This window comes from Flavobacterium sp. UBA4854 (assembly GCF_002399805.1).
Lineage (GTDB): Bacteria > Bacteroidota > Bacteroidia > Flavobacteriales > Flavobacteriaceae > Flavobacterium > Flavobacterium ginsengisoli.
Map to the genome: position 1 here is coordinate 89,178 of NZ_DHEI01000028.1, position 17,279 is coordinate 106,456.

A 17,279-nucleotide genomic window follows, 5' to 3' on the forward strand; every position below is an offset into this window, starting at 1 on the left:
GGAATCAGTATTTTAGGATTTTACATTTCATTCAGTTTTTGGAATTATTGGGTTCCAGATACCTGTTATGAATACAATCCGAAATTAAACAATGATTTTAGCAATATTTCTGAAGTGAAAAATCAAAGTACTTTTTCTTTTTTAGATTTGGACTTCGAAAGAAAAAGTGGTGTAATTACCCTGTTTCTATTAAATATTATGCTTTTGGTTTTTATCGGAACGTATAATTACGAGCAGTTTTTTGAAGTAGTGACAGCACAGGCTTCTAAACTTAGTTCTGATACACATGAAAGAGTAAATTCTGTTATCTTTTCGATTCTCATGGCAGTTGGTGTAATTATGTTTTATTTCAAAGGCGGATTCAATTTTGATGAAAAAGCAACACTTCTTAAAACACTTGCCAAAATATGGATTTTTCTAAATGGAATTTTGATTGTAAGTACCATCATTAAAAATTCAGAGTATGTTTCATTTTTTGGTTTAACCTATAAACGTTTGGGAGTTTACGCTTTTCTTATTTTGGCAATCATTGGTTTGGTTTACACTTTTTTGAAAATTACAAAACAAAAAACAAATGTTTATTTAGTAAATCAGATGGTTTGGTGTTTTTATGGGACTGTACTTTTATGCAGTTATGTAAATTGGGGAAACATAATTACCAATTATAATATCTCAGTAAATAAGGGAGTTTCGCCTATTTTTTTAAGCGGTTTAAATTTTAATGATGAGGTTCGAAGAGAATACTTTCAAAAGAATAATTTAGACGGAAAATATGCAGAATCAGTCAGAGAAGAAATGATTTTAAATTATCAAGAGGCTAGTTTTTTATCTAAAGCATTATACTATGATTTTTTAGATAAAAAGAAATAAATAAAAAAATCCCATTCAAACGAATGGGATTTTTTTATTTACTATCTCCTCTTTTTTTAAATCTAGGATCGTGTTTTGAAATAAATGTTTTTCTTCTTGTTGGAGTTGCGGCGCTTGAAGTCGGACTTTCAACTTTAGGAAAACTCGCTTCTTCCGTTTTACTAGAAGGCTCAATTAACTGATTTAATTCTTTTATTTCAGCATCTGTCAAATCTCTATATCTTCCAACAGGAACATCCAAAGAAATATTGATGATGCGGATACGTTTAAGCGCTGTTACCTCATAACCCAAATATTCAGACATTCTTCTAATTTGGCGATTTAAACCTTGCGTTAAAATGATCTTGAAAGTAAATTTGCTGATTTGCTCAACTTTACACTTTTTAGTAACCGTATCCAAAATCGGAACTCCATTTCCCATTCTCTGAATAAAACGATCTGTAATTGGTTTGTTTACCGTAACGGTATATTCTTTTTCGTGGTTGTTTCTGGCACGAAGAATCTTATTTACAATATCACCGTCGTTGGTCATAAAAATCAATCCTTCACTGGCTTTATCCAATCGCCCAATTGGGAAAATACGTTTTGGATAATTAATATAATCTACGATGTTGTTTTTAACTTCTAAGTTGGTCGTACATTCAATTCCAACAGGTTTATTGAAAGCCAGATAAACCATTTTTTCGTTTTTCTCTACAATTAATTTACCATTAATACGTATTTCGTCATCTGGCGAAACTTTAGTTCCCATTTCTGCCACCGCACCATTTATAGTTACGCGTCCTTCTTCAATTAATTTATCAGCTTCACGACGAGAACAATAACCGGTTTCTCCGATAAATTTATTGAGACGTTTCAAATTTTCTTCCATACTGCAAAAGTAGGCAAAATTTAAATTTTAGACTTGAGATTTCAGATTTTAGATTTTATTTTAGAAAAAACCTTTGTTCCTTTGAACTTCTGCACCTTTTTTTAAGAGTGATGAAACTCCTTACTATCTTCGGGTGTTTCATTTCTTTCAAACATTCCATAATCGCGAACTACGGTTGCAATTCGTAAATGGTAATCTTTAAAAATACCATTTCTTCCTTTTTCCTGCGCATGACGATGCATTTCTAGATTTCTCCATTGCTGAATGCTTTTTTCATCTCTCCAAAAAGACAAAGACAAAATTTTATCAGAATCGCTCAAACTCTGAAAACGTTCAATAGAAATAAAACCATCAATATGGCTTAATTCGGGTTTCAGACTTGCGGCAATGTCTAAATATTCTTCTTTTTTTCCTTCGTTCGGAATCACTTCAAAAATTACGGCTATCATTTTTTTTGTTTTTTTAATTAGAAATTGAAATCCAAATTGCTTTTGGCAACCTGGCATTTATAAGAGATTCATATTCTATTTCGTTCTCTAAAATAGATATATTTTTAAATTTATTGAATAAATAATATAATGCTTCTGTTGCAAGATGGACAGAAAAATGCTTCGCCAAGCACATATGCCCGCCCGTCCCGAAAGTTAAGTGCTCAGAATTATTCTTTCTTTCAACATCAAAAATCATGGCGTTTTCAAAATGTTTATCGTCACGATTTGCTGCTGCCAAAACGACAAGTATAGCTTCATTTTTTCTAATAGTAATTCCATTAAGTTGAATATCTTCTGAAGCTATTCGACGCGTGTTATGAATTGGCGGATCAAATCTAAGGGTTTCTACAACCAGTTTTTGAATCTGAATTTTATCTGTTGTATTGCTGTCGTTTTCTTTTGAAAAACATTGCAATAATGTGTTGCTCAACAAGCCTTTTCCAGCATCATAACTTTGAATGAAAAGCCCAATTAAATTGCTTATAAATATCGATTTTGTTTCTTGTAGAGAGATGTTATGCTTCGATGAAATAGCAATAATTAAATTTTCGTAAAAAGAAAGCGTGCCAATATGTTTTTCTACGATTAAATAAATTTCTTCTGAAACAGTATTTATAAACTCAATATCGTCAGGCTTCTTATTGGGGTGCATTATTTTGATAAGCTGTTCGATGTTGTTTGCAATAAAAAGAGAATCTTGAACATTAAAATCGAAACTTTTTAAAACGGTCAGAACAGGCAATTTTTTAGATATTAATTCCACCCAGTTTATTTTGTTTTTATTGTTTTGAAGTAATTCAGAAAGTATTGCATCAATTTCGATAGATTTCATGTGTGAGAAAAGAACAGTTGCAATTTCTCTGGCAATTTCATGCTGAATTACGTTTGAGAGTCTTGCTAAATTACGACTGATTTTTAAAGCATATTCATTGAAATTGTTTTCTGAAACTGTCGGAATGTGTGCCTTTTTATGATTTAATATTTCGGTGCAATATTCATAAGAATAAACGATCCAGATTTTATTTGATTCGTTCCAATAAATGGGATTTTCATTCATCATTTTTTGATAGAGCAGATAAGGATTTTTAATTTCCGATTGTAGAAATAAAGTTGACATGGTATATATTTTTTAGCAAAGTTATTTACCTTTATTCTTCAATACTTCAGTTTGTCTTTAACTATAGTTGTTTAAAAATGGAAAATCAATTTGTAAAAATAGCGTCATTAATAGGGGATCCAACACGAGCAATCGTAATGTGGACATTGCTTGACGGAAAAGCTTTTACAGCAACAGAATTGGCAATAACAGCAAATACTTCACCTCAAAATATGAGTATGCATTTGGCTAAACTACTTGATGCTGGCTTATTATTTGTTGAAAAACAAGGACGACATAAATATTACAGATTTTCAAACAAAGAAACAGCTTACGCAATTGAAGCAATGGCAAGTTTGATTCCGCCTTCAGTCTCTGAAAAAAAGATGACAGATCAGAATTCTCCAATAAAACATTGTAGAACTTGTTACGATCATTTGGCAGGAAAAATTGGTGTGGCTGTTACAGAAAGTCTGCTTGAGCAAGAAGTAATTTTGGATTTGGACATGAAATTTGAAATAAGCGAAAAAGGAGAAAAATGGTTTTCTGATTTTGGAATTAATCTCGAAGACCTCAAAAAACAGAGGCGCATATTTTTGAAGCCATGTTTAGACTGGAGCGAAAGGAAAAATCATATTGCAGGATCAATAGGCGCTTCATTACTAGATAAAATGATTGCTGACGATTGGTTGCGAAGAACCAAAAATTCGCGTGCAATACAGATTACAGGTAAAGGCGAAAAAGAGTTTTTGAAGTATTTTAGGATTGTTGTTTAGAGAACTTAGACTAATTAGATTGCCAAAAAAAACGTAGTTTCTTAGCGACCTAGCGACTCAGAAGCTTCAGAAAAAAGAAACTCAATCACTTTGTCATACAACTCGTCGTCATGCATTCCGTGACCTAAACCTGAAGTTTCAATAAACTGACTGTTTTTCCAATTGCTGGCTATTTTTTGCCCTTCGGCGAATGCTACAATCTTATCCGAAGTATCGTGGGCAATTAATCCAGGAATAGTAAATTCAGATGCGAATTTTTGTCCTGAAAAATCTTCCAATTTAAAATTGAACCGATCTAAGAATTTGTTTTCTAAAAGAGAAAACATTTTGGTATTCAGGCTCAGCATAGAAATGTAATTATCGATCAAAGTTTTTAACTCTGATGGAGCTCCTAAAATCACCATTTTATTAATACTCGTATTCGGGAATAAATATTGATGATAAACACAAGCTGCGCCACCAATAGAATGTCCAATAATAATTTCGGGCTGATATTTTTCTACTGCTTTATTGATAAATTCGGCATAAAGAGGAACATTAAATTCTTTTCCGCTACTTTGTCCGTGAGCAGGTGCATCAATTGCTATAATTGTGCTTCCTGATTTCTGAAGATGTGGTAAAGTTTTTTTCCAGCGAGAAGCATTGCTTTCCCAACCATGCACTAATAGAATTTTGGTTTTGTTTCCTTTCCAAATATAAGTTTGAAAATGATGTTCGTTATGATTAAAAATTTCTGTTTCTGTATTTTTTAAAACTTTAGGAAGTTTTTCTTTTTGCAATCTGCCAATTCTGGGCTGGCTGAAAAGCGCATAAGAAAGTTCAACAGCCTTTTGCGGACGAATATAACTTAAAATGTTAATATAAGATCCAACAGATTTTAATGTAATAAAACGAATGCCTTTTTTAATTCCCAAAACTTAAATTTTTTCTAAAGGTAAAAAATGTTTTGCCACTCCCGATAGCCATCGGGATAAAAGGATTAAAAGATTTTATTCGGCATAAGAATATTTTAATCTGTGGCAAAAAAATAAGTATAAAAAAAAGTCCCGATTAAATCGGGACTTGATATTTAGAATTTTGTGAACAATTGTTCCATTTTTTCTTTTTCTTCTTCAGCTAATTGTGTATCAACTAAGATTCTTCCAGAGTGCTCATCAGTGATGATTTTCTTTCTTGAAGCAATTTCAACCTGAGTTTGTGGTGGAATTGTAAAGAAAGATCCAGCAGAAGCTCCTCTTTCGATAGAAACTACAGCTAATCCGTTACGAACACTGCTTCTGATTCTGTTGTAAGCAGCCAATAATCTGTCTTCGATTTGTGCAGCAAATTCAGCAGATTTCTCAGTTAAGAAAGTTTCTTCTTTTTGAGTTTCCGCCATGATAGCATCTAATTCAGATTTTTTATGTTTTAAATGAGAGCTTTTAGCATCAAGTTTTTCTTTTAAATTAGAAATAACTTCTTTTTTGTGCTCGATAGAAGCTTTCATTTCTTTGATTTGCTTTTCAGCCAATTGAATTTCTAATTCTTGAAATTCAACCTCTTTTGTCAAAGAATTAAATTCTCTGTTGTTACGTACTGATTCTTGTTGTTTTGTGTACTTCTTGATCACTTCTTTATGCTCCTCAATAGCAATTTTCTTTGCTTTGATTTGCTCCTCAATCACTTCAAGTTCACCTTTCAGTTTTTCTGAACGAGTGCTTAAACCTGCAACTTCATCTTCTAAATCTTCAACCTCTAAAGGAAGTTCTCCTCTAACGTTTCTGATTTCGTCAATTCTAGAGTCAATAAGCTGTAAATCATATATTGCTCTTAACTTGTCCTCAACACTTAATTCTTTCGTATTCGTCATATTCTATAAGTACTTAACTGGATTTGTATTTTCTTCCGATAAAATGATTGCAAAATTAAGAATTTTTTTTCGAAGATAATCAACAATATAATTTTTTGTATAGCGTTCGCTCTCAAAATGACCAATATCTGCCAAAAGTAACTTGTTTTCGGCTTCATAAAACTGATGATACTTCAAATCGGCAGTCAAAAATGCATCTGCTCCAGAACTTATTGCATTTCTAATTGCAAAACTACCTGAACCTCCTAATACAGCAACTTTTTTGATTTTTTTTCCTAAAAAAGCAGAATGGCGAATTCCGCCGGCAATCATTTTTTCTTTTACAAATTGAAGAAAGTCTTTCTCATCCATTTCAGTTTCAAATTCGCCAACCATTCCTAAACCAATATTTTGATGAGAATTTTCAAGATTATAAATTTCATAAGCTACTTCTTCGTAAATATGATTCGCAAAAAGAGCTTTTAAAATTCGGGATTGCAAGTGCTTTTCAAACGTAACTTCGATTTTTATTTCTTGTGTTTCGGTTAAGTTGTGGCGTTCTCCGATTACAGGATTGCTTTCAGAATTTCCTTTGTATGTTCCAATTCCTTCAGAGTTAAAACTACAATTATCGTAATTGCCAATTGTTCCTGCACCAGCTTCAAATAATGCTTTACGGACTTTATCTGCATTATCAGGAATTGTAAAAGTGACTAATTTTTGGATGAAATTATTTTTAGGAACTAATATCTTAGTATTTGTCAAACCCAAAGCATCACAAAATATTTTATTAACTCCTGCCAAATGATTGTCTAAAGCTGTGTGAACGGCATAAATAGCTATATCATTTTTAATTGCTTTTAAAATGGCGCGTTCTACATAATTTTTACCTGTGATTTTTTTAATTCCAGAAAACAATATCGGGTGAAAGCAAACGACTAAATTAGAGTTTTTAGAAACAGCTTCGTCAATAACATTTTCTAAAGCATCATGACAAACTAAAACTCCTGTACATTCGGTTTCAGAATCTCCGACTAAAAGTCCAACATTGTCAAAATCTTCGGCATAGGCCAAAGGAGCCATTTCTTCAAGAACCGATATAATATTTTTGATTTTCATTTTAAGATTTGTTTCAAGTTTTAGGTTTCAAGTTTCAAGTTCTTTGACTTGTGGCAAAACCTCAAACAAATTAACGAAAAAAATTATACTTTCGTAAAATGAACTTACTTCGAAAAATACTTTTCTTTTTTTAGTATTTAGTTTTAATATATCGCTTAAATTTGCCTGTTTTTTCTTTCATTTTTAAAGGTTTAAATGATAGATTAATTTTTAATAGGTTAAGGCGTTACAGGATTTTATAAGATGGCAAAAAATAGAAAGATAAATGTTCAGGGAATAGATGTAGTTTTATACCAAGATAATAAAGAAGATTTTATGTCACTTACTGATATTGCGAGGCATCGTGATAGCGAACGCAGTGATTATATTTTGCAGAACTGGATGAGAAATCGAAGTACAATTGAATTTATAGGATTGTGGGAAAAATTTAATAATCCTGATTTTAATTCCATCGAATTTGATGGAATTAGAAATATGGCAGGTTCTAACAGTTTTTCTTTAACTCCCAAAAGGTGGATTGAAGCTACGAATGCTATTGGAATCATTTCGAAGACTGGGAGATATGGAGGGACTTTTGCTCATAAAGATATTGCATTCGAATTTGCAACTTGGTTAAGTGCAGAGTTTAAATTTTATTTGATAAAAGAATTTCAAAGATTAAAGGAAGAAGAAAGTAGTACTAAGAAGCTCGAATGGGACTTACAACGAACAATTTCAAAAATTAATTACGCTATACATACCGACGCAATAAAAGAAAACTTAATTCCCTTGTCTTTAAATGCTAAGCAAAAGAACTTTATTTATGCAGATGAAGCAGATTTATTAAATGTTGCTTTGTTTGGTAAAACTGCCAAAGAATGGAGAGACGAGAATCTTAATGCAAAAGGAAATATTAGAGATATCGCTTCTATTGAGCAGTTAGTAGTATTGTCAAATTTGGAAAGCATAAATGCTATGTTGATACAACAAGGTATGATACAAAAAGAAAGATTAATAAAATTGAACGGAATTGCTATTAATCAAATGAAAACACTAATTAATTCTAATGTTTTGAATAAACTAAAATAATGAACTTACTTCGAAAAATACTTTTCCCTTTCGCTATTTTGTACGGATTCGTTACTTCAATCCGTAATTTTCTTTTTGATAAAGGAATTTTAAAATCAACTTCATTTGATCTTCCTGTTATTGCTGTTGGAAATTTAAGCGTTGGCGGAACTGGGAAAACGCCTCAAATAGAATATCTGATTCGATTATTATCTGATAAATATAAAGTGGCAACTTTAAGTCGCGGTTATAAAAGAAAATCGGAAGGTTTTGTTTTGGCTGATGAAAATTCGAATGCTGAAATTTTGGGCGACGAACCTTTTCAGTTTTATCAAAAATTTCCAAATGTAATGGTTGCTGTTGATGCCAATCGTACAAATGGAATTCAGCAACTGCTTTCGCAAAAAGAAAAACCTGAAATTGTTTTGCTCGATGATGCCTATCAGCATCGAAAAGTAAAAGCAGGTTTTTATATTTTGCTTACTTCTTACGGAGATTTATTTGCAGATGATTTTATGCTGCCAACAGGGAATTTGAGAGAAAGCAGGAGTGGAGCAGAAAGAGCCAGTATCGTAGTCGTTACAAAATGTCCAAGTATTTTAACTGAAGAAGAACAAACTGCGATTAGATCAAGATTGAAGCTTAATTACAAGCAAAAGCTATTTTTTAGTTTTATTGATTATGATAATGTGATTTACGGTAAAAATGAAAAAATTTCCGTTAACGAAATTAAATCAGAATCAAAAATTCTTTTAGCCGGAATTGCAAAACCAAAACCATTTTTTGATTATTTAAAGAATGAAAATGATGAATGTTTGACTTTTCCAGATCATCATCATTTTTCTGATGTAAATCTAGATTCAATTCAAGTTAAAGCAAATGGCAGAAAAATAGTTACAACCGAGAAAGATTATGTGCGTTTAAAAGATTCAAAATTGGTTTCTCAATTGTATTATCTTCCAATAAAAAGTTCATTCATCAACCATCAGCAAGACTTTGATGCTACGATTTTAGAGTATGTAAAAGAAAACTTAGTGCCTTAGTATTAGCCTCTCAGAACCTTTGTTAATCAAAAAACTTAGCAATAGTACTGTAGAATTCGTCTGGTACAAAAGGTTTGGTAATAACATCATCCATTCCAAAAGAAAGAAGCATATCTCGGTTTTCGTCAAGCGAAATTGCTGTTAAGGCAATAATTGGAGTTGCTTTATCAAATTCACGAATCAATTTAGTTGCTGTAGTTCCGTTAATACCAGGAAGGTGAACATCCATTAAAATCATATCGAAGCGCTTGATTTTTAAAAGTTCGACAGCATCTTCTCCATTGTCAACAATCTCGCAGGTAATGTTCTTGTTTTCTAGCATTTTGCGAGTGATCATTTGATTGATCTTGTTGTCCTCAATCAATAAAATAGATTTGTTTTTCAATTGTTTGTCGTTATAAGGTTTTACTTCTTCAATTACTTCCAATGGTTCGTTGTTAATTTTAAAATTTAGTTTAAAGGTAAATGTAGAACCTTTACCCACTTCACTTTTTAGTTTTATTTCGCCTCCTAAGAGTTCGATTAATTTTTTTACGATAGTTAATCCAAGGCCAGTTCCGCCGTATTTTCTATTTACTTCTATAGAACCTTGAGAGAAGCTTTCAAAAACAGTTTGGAGTTTATCCTCAGGAATTCCAATACCAGTATCCACAATTTCAAAGTAAACTGTTGCTTCTTCTCCTTCTTGCGAATACAATTTTGCAATAACATTTACATGTCCGTTTTGAGTAAATTTTAAAGCATTGTTGATTAAGTTTAATATAATCTGAGATAATTTGGTCGGATCACCAATTAGATTGTCGGGAATTGCTTTGTCTATTTCTAGATTGAAATAATTTTTGTTGGCAGTTGCTAGTTCTTTTAATGAACTCTGAATATTAAAAAGCAGTTCTTTCAAATTAAAGCTGATATTTTCAACTTCAACTTTAGTCGAATCAATTTTATTAATTTCTAAAATTTCATTGATAAAAGTAGTTAGATAATTACCAGAGAATTTTAAAGATTCTAAGTACTTTAATTGCTTTTTCTTCGGTTTGTCTTCAAGTAGAATATGGGTTATTCCGTTAATGGCGTTCAATGGCGTCCGGAGTTCATGGCTTACTGTAGATAAAAATTCAGATCTGGCTTTTGATGCTTTTTCTGCTTTGTTTTTAGCCAAAATCAATTCTTTGTTCTTTTCTCGAAGCAATAAATTATTCTGATTTCTAATGATATTGTTTTTGTACAATGCTAAACTCAAAAGAGATAAAATTGAAATTAAAGCAATTGCCAGAATACTCACCAACTTAGAATAGCGATATGTTTTGAGCTGAAATTTTTCTTCGCTTTCTTTTTTAATGGTGTTGTTTAAAGATTGATTTTTTTTGAATTTTGAGAATTCATCCAAATCAATTTTGGCATTCTTTAATTTTAAAATATAATTTTCAAGCTGATAATGTTCGTCTAAATACGAATACGCTAGATCATAATTTTTATTTTGTTTGTAATATTGGCTAATCGCTAGAACGATTTTAGATTTCTTGGCAAAATCATTTATTTTGGCATTGTAATCTAATGCTTTGTCAAAATAAATCATTGCCGAATCATTTCGTTTAAGCTGTCCCTCAATTAGTCCAAGCTGATAATATGCATCTATTTTGGTTTTTATAATTGCATTGTTATCTGGCTTTTTGGTGATGGCTTTAAGAGTTTTTACTGCCGATTTAAGATCATTATTAGTCTTAAATGCCAAAGCTTTCTGATAATCTAAAACTGCTGCATTATCATTAATGTTTAGTTGTTTTAGTAAATCTTTGGCTTTCGTATAATAGACACTAGCCGTTTTGTAATCGCCTTTTGCTGTATTGGTTGCTCCAATATAATGCAATGCCAAAACTTTTGTGCAGCTAGGCTTTAAAGTGTCAAATAAAGAAACTGTTTTATGAAAGTTTTTTAAAGCTTCTTCAAATTTTCCTTGGTTATAATAAATTTTACCAAGCTTAAGAGTCTGATTTGCAAGATTCTCTTTTTTGCCATTTTCTTCACAAAAATTAATAGATTTTTCAGTGTAGTAAACCGCTTGACTGAACTTTTTATTGTTAAGATTAGAATTAGCGAGCTTGTTATAATACATGACGCTATCCGTATTCTTTTTGGCTTGAGAATACAAAAACGAGTTAAAAAAACAAACAACAATAAAAAGATAGTATTTCATGTATGGCAATGCTATTACAATGAATCTTATTTTTTTCTTATCAGTAAAATTAAATCGATCAACCTTGATGAATAGCCAATTTCGTTATCGTACCAGCCTACAACTTTTACCATTTTATCGATAACTGAAGTTAGCTGAGCATCAAATAAACAAGAATGTGTGTTGCCAATTACATCTACCGAAACAATCGGATCTTCGGTATAATCTAATATTCCTTTTAAATTTGTTTTTGAGGCTTGTTTGAATGCTTTATTTATTTCTTCAATGCTCACAGCACGTTTTACATTGAAGGTTATGTCTGTTAATGAGCCGTCTGGAACAGGTACTCTAATACCACATCCACCCATTTTGTTGTGCAATTTAGGAAAAATTTTCGTTAATGCTTTAGCTGCACCCGTAGTTGTTGGAACAATCGACTGGCTGGCACCTCTTGCACGGCGTAAATCCTTATGGGGCTGGTCATGAAGACTTTGGTCTGTTGTAAAAGAGTGTATAGTTGTAATGTATGCCTGTTCAATTCCGCACAATTCTTCGATAATTTTAATCATCGGAGCAGCGTTGTTTGTGGTGCAGCTTGCATTAGAAACTATATCTTCATTTCCTTCCAGAATATTTTGATTTACACCAAGAACAACCGTTTTTATGGTGTCAACTTCTGATGGGGCAGAAAGAATTACTTTTTTTGCTCCAGCTTCTAGATGCGCATTTAATTCTTCATGCGTTTTGTATTTACCTGTCGATTCGATTACAATATCAATCGAATGCGATTTCCAATCTATGTTTGCAATATTTTTTTCGTGAAAAAAGAAAAAATGCCTTCCATCTACAATGATACTATTTTCGTCATGACTAACTTCAGCAGGCAAAACTCCATGTATACTGTCATATTTAATTAAATGCGACATGGTTTTATTGTCTGCAATATCATTTATAGCTACGACTTCGATTTCGGGGTGATTTAAAAGCAATCGGAATAAATTTCTTCCAATTCTTCCAAACCCATTAATAGCAATTCTTGTTTTCAATGTTTTGTTTATTCGTTTAACTGTTTAATAGTTTAATCGGTTTTACAATTAAACGATTAAACGATTAAACTTTTTATAAAATATGTTTTTGTGCTTTATAAGAAGAACGAACAAGAGGTCCGCTTTCTACATGTCTAAAACCTAATTCAAGACCAAATTGTTCATATTTGGCAAATTGTTCAGGCGTAATAAATTCTTTTACAGGAAGATGTTTTTTACTTGGCTGTAAATATTGTCCAATAGTAACCACATCAACATTTGCATTTCTCAAATCAGTCATAGTCTGGAAAACTTCTTCTTCAGTTTCTCCAAGCCCAAGCATAATTCCAGATTTTGTTCTATTAATTCCTTTTTCTTTTAAATAACGAAGGACTTCTAAACTTCTGTCATATTTTGCCTGAATGCGAACTTCGCGAGTTAAACGTCGTACCGTTTCCATGTTATGAGAAACAACTTCAGGATTTGCTTCTACAATACGATCAAGGTTTCTTTCAATTCCTTGGAAGTCTGGGATCAAAGTTTCAAGAGTAGTTTGAGGATTCATTCTTCTGATAGCTCTTACAGTTTCCATCCAAATGATAGAACCGCCATCTTTAATATCATCTCTATCAACACTGGTAATTACAGCGTGTTTAATGTTCATGATTTTAATAGAACGAGCTACTTTTTCTGGTTCATCCCAATCTACTGTTTCTGGTCTTCCGGTTTTTACACCGCAGAAACCGCAAGAACGAGTACAAACATTTCCTAAAATCATGAAAGTTGCAGTTCCTTCACCCCAGCATTCGCCCATGTTAGGACAGCTTCCAGAAGTACAAATGGTATTTAAACTATATTTATCAACTAAACCTCTAAGTTCAGTATATTTTTGTCCGATAGGTAATTTTACTTTTAACCACTTTGGTTTTGTGGTTTGTATATTTTCAGTGACTGTTTCCATATATCAATGTTCAAAGTACAAAGATACGGAATGTAGTTTATTTAGAGATGTTTATTTGCTTTTCGTTTGCTTTTGTTGAAAGAGCAGACACTTTTGCAATAAATAAGTTTTAATGTTAATACTTTGATTTAAAATGTTTTTTTGACTTTGTTTTACTTGCTTATTGTTTCTTCTTCTGACGTTTTGGCTATTTTATTGTAAAATAAGAATATGACCTTAATCTGTTACAAATTTGACTTCTTCAGATATTATAAAATTTATGCTGTACTAATTTTGCTGTTAATTTAACAGTTTATAAACATGAAAAAGAAATTTGTTCTAGTAGGAATGTTGTTTGCGGCTATTGGTTTTGGTAAAATTGAGGCACAAATACTTTCGGATAAATCAATGGGAGCTTTGAGCAAAGGTGTTTCAGGATTTACTTTTAGTGATGCAGATGCGGCGGCTCTAGCAAAAAAATCTATCGATGAAATGGATGCAAATAATCCTGTTGCAAAACCCACAGATGGCTACTCAATTCGCTTAGATCGTGTGTTTGGAAAACACACAACCAGCGAAGGGGTAACTTTAAATTATAAAGTATATCTGGTAAAAGATATTAATGCTTTTGCTTGTGCTGACGGTAGTGTTCGCGTGTTTGCAGGTTTGATGGATATTATGGATGATAATCAATTGCTTGCTGTTATAGGGCATGAAATTGGGCATGTTGTTAATCATGATACAAGAGACGCAATAAAAGCGGCTTATAAAAAAGAAGCCCTGATGGATGCCGCATCGTCACAATCTGGAAAAATGGAAACGCTAACCAATTCTCAATTAGGACAAATAGGAAGTGCCATGATTGATAGCAAACACAGCCGAAAACAAGAATCTGAGGCAGATGCTTTCTCTTATAATTTCATGAAAAAAAATGGCTATGATGTGAATGCTGTAGAATCTGCTTTTAGAATTCTGCAAAATTTAAGCGAAGGAGCTGAGTCGTCTTTTATGACCAAAATGATGAGTTCTCACCCAGATTCTGGAAAAAGAGCCGATGATGCTAAGAAAAAGGCAACAAAAGACGGTTTGTATCATGCTTATGTGCAACAGAAAATTGATAACACAGCGCCTGTAAAAGCAAAAACAACGACAACGGCTAAAAAAACGACTGCAAAAAAGAAATAATTTTTTTGATATAAAGGTAAAAGGCAAATTCATTAGAGTTTGCCTTTTTTTGTTTTAAAATATTGTTAGATAATATTTTAAGCGACTGCAGTATAGCTAGTTTAAAAATTATACCTTTAAATGTTAAAAAACTAGATTTCTAATAGAAATGTGAAAATGTTATTATAGTATATTTGTTGTTAAATTAATAAAAGTAAAAAATGAAAAAGAAATTTATTGTATTGGGAGTTTTATTGGCCGCTTTTAGTTTTACTAAAACAAATGCACAGATTAATCTGGGAGATAAAGCAATTGGGGCAGTTCAAAAAGGAGTTACTGGTTTTACTTTTAGTAATGCTGATGCAGCAAAACTATCTAAAGAAGCCGTTGATAAATTAGACGCTGAACATGAAATTGCTGGACCGACAGATGGTTATACTTTAAGATTAAATCGTGTTTTTGGCAAACATGCATCTGGAGAAGGATTTACTTTAAATTATAAAGTGTATAAATTGAAAGAAGTAAATGCTTTTGCAACTGCAGACGGAAGCGTTCGTGTGTATTCTGGATTAATGGATATCATGGATGATAACGAATTAGTTGCTGTAATTGGACACGAAATCGGACACGTTGCAAACAACGATTCTAGAGATGCTGTTCGTGCAGCTTATCAAAAAGAAGCTTTAATGGATGGAGTTGCTTCTCAATCGGCAACTGTAGCAACAGTTACAGATAGTCAGCTTGGAAAAATTGGAAGCGCGATTATTGATAGCAAATACAGTCGTAAGCAAGAATCTGAAGCCGATTTATTTGCTTATAATTTCATGAAGAAAAATGGTTATGATGTAAATGCTGAAGAATCTGCTTTTAGAATTTTGGCAAAAATGAGCGAAGGATCTGAAGCGTCATTTATTGATCAAATGATGAGTTCGCATCCAGATTCTAAAAAGAGAGCAGATGATGCTAAGAAAAGAGCAGAAAAAGATGGTTTGTACAAACCATATGTACAGCAGAAAATTGTAAATACAGTTCCTGTAACAACTACTAAAAAAGCAACTACAACAACCAAAAAGAAAACAACAACAACCAAAAAGAAATAAGAGTTGTTCTTTAGAATTATAAACCCCAGCAATGCTGGGGTTATTTTTTATCCTAATACATGAAAAGCAAGAACTTTTTGCACTTCATAAACATTAACCGATTTATTGAATTGCTTTACAATGCTTGGTTGCTGTTCGCTTGAGATCCAGATTTTTAATTCGGCATCAAGATCAAAAGTTCCTGCAGTTTCTACACTGAATCTTGTAATGTTTTTGTAAGCAATAGATTTGTATTCTGTTTTGCTTCCTGTAATTCCTTGCACATCAACTAAGATTAATCTTTTGTTGGTAAAAATAAAAGTGTCGCGAATAAGTTTAAAACCCATTTCGATTTCTTCATTTGTAGTTAAAAGCTGTCCATACTTCTTGATTAAATCTTCTGAACTTACAGAACCTGCATTACCAAGAATGGCTGAAAATATTCCCATTATTTTGTTTTTAATTAGTTGAAATGAATTTCATTTTGAAGAGGTAAATGTAGTGGATTTTGTTAATTTTTTTGGTTCGATTTAAATTTAATTACCTGTGGAGCCATTGTTGTTGCAATTAAAAAAGCTGCTATAAAAGTCACAATCAAATTTCCAATGTTTAAAGCCTCTAGATTTACTGCAAACCTAATCGATAAAATTGTTACAGTCAGTAAAACAACCGTGCTCCAATACCATTTTTTGATAGAGGTTTGAGGATAAAAGTTTTTGGGAAGTTTATAGAAAGTAAATAATATGACTGTAATTCCAATTAAAGTACTTAAATGCTGTGCTATTTTCCAGAATGGAATTTCTACTCCAAATAATAATACGGTATTTTTAAAAATTTCAAATTGATTAACGAAATAACCATGTTTATGGGTAAAAGCATCCCAAAAAATATGAGAAAATATTCCAATTAATAAAGAGATTAAAACGATAAACCAATTTCTTTTAAAATAAATATTCCAATCAAAATTTGTAAAAATCATTGTTCTATTTTTTATAAATGATGGAAGATTTCGAAGCAAAAGATTTCGAGTCAAATTATGAAACAGGAAAGTTAGTAAAAGCGCAAGAGGTAAATCAAACCAAAAAATACCAATTAGAGTGTGGCTGTAATAGCTTTTAACTTTCATGCGAAGAAAATATTCAAAATCTGGTGTTAGACTTCCAATTATTAATGCAGTTAGAGAAAACCATGATTTTGGTAAATATCTTAATGGAAGAATTATTGCAGGATGTGAAAAAGTAAAAGGCATTAAAATTGAATTCTTAATTAAAATTACGAGTATGATTTATGAATTAAATATAAACAAAAAAAGCAGAACCTAAAGTTCTGCTTTTTACTTTTCAAAATATCTATAATTAGTCAACTTCTGTTTTTATTGTAATAGGAAGATTGTATGCAGTTCGCACCGCTTGTCCGTTAAGAACTCCTGGAGTCCATTTTGTTTTTAATGATTTTAAAACTCTAATAGCTTCTTTGCCCATTCCGTAGCCAGGATCATTTTTTACCATAATGTCAGTAAGTGATCCGTCTTTTTCAACTACAAACGATACATACACTTTTAATGTTTTTTCTACATCAAGTTCTGGTCTGCGGAAATTATTTCCAACATATTTGTAAAACTGTGCAATTCCGCCTGGAAATTCTGGAAGCTTATCCAAAACAGCAATAGAAACAGGCTCATTAGTTGGTGGCGCAACCGAAGCAACTTCACCATTTCCTCCAGAAGAAGGCATTGTATTAATTGCAGGTCCATTTCC

At 31.9% G+C, this 17,279-nt stretch carries 19 protein-coding genes; 7 read left to right on the forward strand and 12 right to left on the reverse strand.

The window, feature by feature from the left end; all coding sequences use genetic code 11:
* A partial coding sequence (locus tag B3J44_RS03695) for a DUF4173 domain-containing protein (protein WP_286965856.1) occupies window positions 1-870 on the forward strand: 870 nt, incomplete at its 5' end.
* A gap of 34 nt (window positions 871-904) precedes the next feature.
* Here B3J44_RS03695 and rluF read toward each other — a convergent pair.
* The 3 genes from rluF to B3J44_RS03710 all read right to left on the reverse strand — a co-directional run bounded on the left by rluF (window position 905) and on the right by B3J44_RS03710 (window position 3,349).
* Window positions 905-1,741: a 23S rRNA pseudouridine(2604) synthase RluF gene (gene rluF, locus B3J44_RS03700; protein WP_286965858.1), complete on the reverse strand. Its 837-nt coding sequence runs from the start codon at window positions 1,739-1,741 to the stop codon at window positions 905-907.
* Between the two features lie 101 nt (window positions 1,742-1,842).
* Window positions 1,843-2,190: an antibiotic biosynthesis monooxygenase family protein gene (locus tag B3J44_RS03705; protein ID WP_286965859.1), complete on the reverse strand. Its 348-nt coding sequence runs from the start codon at window positions 2,188-2,190 to the stop codon at window positions 1,843-1,845.
* Between the two features lie 13 nt (window positions 2,191-2,203).
* On the reverse strand, window positions 2,204-3,349 hold the full coding sequence (locus B3J44_RS03710; protein WP_286965861.1) for a cytochrome P450: 1,146 nt from the start codon (window positions 3,347-3,349) through the stop codon (window positions 2,204-2,206).
* 77 nt (window positions 3,350-3,426) lie between these two features.
* Here B3J44_RS03710 and B3J44_RS03715 point away from each other — a divergent pair, with 77 nt between their 5' ends.
* Window positions 3,427-4,104 (forward strand): ArsR/SmtB family transcription factor, encoded by a 678-nt coding sequence (locus B3J44_RS03715; protein ID WP_286965863.1) that lies wholly within the window; start codon window positions 3,427-3,429, stop codon window positions 4,102-4,104.
* A 41-nt stretch (window positions 4,105-4,145) separates the two neighbouring features.
* On the opposite strand, the gene B3J44_RS03720 is transcribed toward B3J44_RS03715, so the two are convergent.
* The 3 genes from B3J44_RS03720 to B3J44_RS03730 all read right to left on the reverse strand — a co-directional run bounded on the left by B3J44_RS03720 (window position 4,146) and on the right by B3J44_RS03730 (window position 7,051).
* The gene (locus tag B3J44_RS03720; protein ID WP_286965865.1) at window positions 4,146-5,018 is read right to left on the reverse strand and encodes an alpha/beta fold hydrolase; all 873 of its coding nucleotides are present in this window, start codon (window positions 5,016-5,018) and stop codon (window positions 4,146-4,148) included.
* A 155-nt stretch (window positions 5,019-5,173) separates the two neighbouring features.
* Complete coding sequence (locus B3J44_RS03725) at window positions 5,174-5,953, reverse strand: zinc ribbon domain-containing protein (RefSeq protein ID WP_198858403.1); 780 nt, start codon at window positions 5,951-5,953, stop codon at window positions 5,174-5,176.
* A 3-nt stretch (window positions 5,954-5,956) separates the two neighbouring features.
* Window positions 5,957-7,051, reverse strand: a complete 1,095-nt coding sequence (locus B3J44_RS03730) for a Nif3-like dinuclear metal center hexameric protein (RefSeq protein WP_286965868.1) — start codon at window positions 7,049-7,051, stop codon at window positions 5,957-5,959.
* Window positions 7,052-7,294: 243 nt separating this feature from the next.
* On the opposite strand from B3J44_RS03730, the gene B3J44_RS03735 reads away from it, so the two are divergent.
* Together B3J44_RS03735 and lpxK are read left to right on the forward strand one after the other, a co-directional pair.
* A complete protein-coding gene (locus tag B3J44_RS03735) occupies window positions 7,295-8,119 on the forward strand; it encodes a KilA-N domain-containing protein (protein ID WP_286965870.1) in 825 nt (274 codons plus the stop codon).
* Window positions 8,119-9,141, forward strand: coding sequence for a tetraacyldisaccharide 4'-kinase (gene lpxK, locus B3J44_RS03740; RefSeq protein WP_286965872.1), 1,023 nt, complete (start codon window positions 8,119-8,121; stop codon window positions 9,139-9,141). The genes B3J44_RS03735 and lpxK overlap by 1 nt, the downstream gene beginning before the upstream one ends.
* Before the next feature lie 22 nt (window positions 9,142-9,163).
* Here lpxK and B3J44_RS03745 read toward each other — a convergent pair whose 3' ends face one another.
* The 3 genes from B3J44_RS03745 to lipA all read right to left on the reverse strand — a co-directional run bounded on the left by B3J44_RS03745 (window position 9,164) and on the right by lipA (window position 13,300).
* Window positions 9,164-11,335 (reverse strand): tetratricopeptide repeat-containing hybrid sensor histidine kinase/response regulator, encoded by a 2,172-nt coding sequence (locus B3J44_RS03745; protein WP_286965874.1) that lies wholly within the window; start codon window positions 11,333-11,335, stop codon window positions 9,164-9,166.
* A gap of 26 nt (window positions 11,336-11,361) precedes the next feature.
* A complete protein-coding gene (gap, locus tag B3J44_RS03750; RefSeq protein WP_198858399.1) occupies window positions 11,362-12,360 on the reverse strand; it encodes a type I glyceraldehyde-3-phosphate dehydrogenase in 999 nt (332 codons plus the stop codon).
* 73 nt (window positions 12,361-12,433) lie between these two features.
* Complete coding sequence (gene lipA / locus B3J44_RS03755; RefSeq protein WP_286965876.1) at window positions 12,434-13,300, reverse strand: lipoyl synthase; 867 nt, start codon at window positions 13,298-13,300, stop codon at window positions 12,434-12,436.
* 300 nt (window positions 13,301-13,600) lie between these two features.
* On the opposite strand from lipA, the gene B3J44_RS03760 reads away from it, so the two are divergent.
* Window positions 13,601-14,464 carry a M48 family metalloprotease gene (locus B3J44_RS03760; protein WP_286965879.1) on the forward strand — a complete coding sequence of 288 codons (864 nt, stop codon included), beginning with the start codon at window positions 13,601-13,603 and terminating at the stop codon, window positions 14,462-14,464.
* A 200-nt stretch (window positions 14,465-14,664) separates the two neighbouring features.
* Window positions 14,665-15,543, forward strand: coding sequence for a M48 family metalloprotease (locus tag B3J44_RS03765; RefSeq protein WP_286965882.1), 879 nt, complete (start codon window positions 14,665-14,667; stop codon window positions 15,541-15,543).
* Between the two features lie 47 nt (window positions 15,544-15,590).
* Here B3J44_RS03765 and B3J44_RS03770 read toward each other — a convergent pair whose 3' ends face one another.
* Both B3J44_RS03770 and B3J44_RS03775 read right to left on the reverse strand, forming a co-directional pair.
* Window positions 15,591-15,971 (reverse strand): PH domain-containing protein, encoded by a 381-nt coding sequence (locus tag B3J44_RS03770; RefSeq protein WP_198858395.1) that lies wholly within the window; start codon window positions 15,969-15,971, stop codon window positions 15,591-15,593.
* Between the two features lie 62 nt (window positions 15,972-16,033).
* Window positions 16,034-16,741, reverse strand: a complete 708-nt coding sequence (locus B3J44_RS03775) for a DUF4184 family protein (RefSeq protein ID WP_286965944.1) — start codon at window positions 16,739-16,741, stop codon at window positions 16,034-16,036.
* Between B3J44_RS03775 and B3J44_RS03780 the strand changes: the two genes are divergently transcribed.
* Window positions 16,647-16,844 (forward strand): hypothetical protein, encoded by a 198-nt coding sequence (locus B3J44_RS03780; RefSeq protein WP_286965948.1) that lies wholly within the window; start codon window positions 16,647-16,649, stop codon window positions 16,842-16,844. The genes B3J44_RS03775 and B3J44_RS03780 overlap by 95 nt on opposite strands.
* A gap of 33 nt (window positions 16,845-16,877) precedes the next feature.
* Here the strand turns inward: B3J44_RS03780 and B3J44_RS03785 are convergent.
* On the reverse strand, window positions 16,878-17,279 hold a 402-nt coding region (locus tag B3J44_RS03785; protein WP_286965884.1), incomplete at its 5' end, for an energy transducer TonB.

Coding starts and splice junctions, on each gene's coding strand:
- B3J44_RS03705 (WP_286965859.1), bottom strand. CDS start 2,190: ATGATAGCCGTAATTTTTGAAGTGATTCCGAACGAAGGAAAAAAAGAA.
- B3J44_RS03765 (WP_286965882.1), top strand. CDS start 14,665: ATGAAAAAGAAATTTATTGTATTGGGAGTTTTATTGGCCGCTTTTAGT.
- rluF (WP_286965858.1), bottom strand. CDS start 1,741: ATGGAAGAAAATTTGAAACGTCTCAATAAATTTATCGGAGAAACCGGT.
- B3J44_RS03745 (WP_286965874.1), bottom strand. CDS start 11,335: ATGAAATACTATCTTTTTATTGTTGTTTGTTTTTTTAACTCGTTTTTG.
- B3J44_RS03735 (WP_286965870.1), top strand. CDS start 7,295: ATGGCAAAAAATAGAAAGATAAATGTTCAGGGAATAGATGTAGTTTTA.
- B3J44_RS03725 (WP_198858403.1), bottom strand. CDS start 5,953: ATGACGAATACGAAAGAATTAAGTGTTGAGGACAAGTTAAGAGCAATA.
- B3J44_RS03710 (WP_286965861.1), bottom strand. CDS start 3,349: ATGTCAACTTTATTTCTACAATCGGAAATTAAAAATCCTTATCTGCTC.
- B3J44_RS03770 (WP_198858395.1), bottom strand. CDS start 15,971: ATGGGAATATTTTCAGCCATTCTTGGTAATGCAGGTTCTGTAAGTTCA.
- B3J44_RS03715 (WP_286965863.1), top strand. CDS start 3,427: ATGGAAAATCAATTTGTAAAAATAGCGTCATTAATAGGGGATCCAACA.
- B3J44_RS03780 (WP_286965948.1), top strand. CDS start 16,647: ATGCGAAGAAAATATTCAAAATCTGGTGTTAGACTTCCAATTATTAAT.
- B3J44_RS03760 (WP_286965879.1), top strand. CDS start 13,601: ATGAAAAAGAAATTTGTTCTAGTAGGAATGTTGTTTGCGGCTATTGGT.
- lpxK (WP_286965872.1), top strand. CDS start 8,119: ATGAACTTACTTCGAAAAATACTTTTCCCTTTCGCTATTTTGTACGGA.
- B3J44_RS03730 (WP_286965868.1), bottom strand. CDS start 7,051: ATGAAAATCAAAAATATTATATCGGTTCTTGAAGAAATGGCTCCTTTG.
- lipA (WP_286965876.1), bottom strand. CDS start 13,300: ATGGAAACAGTCACTGAAAATATACAAACCACAAAACCAAAGTGGTTA.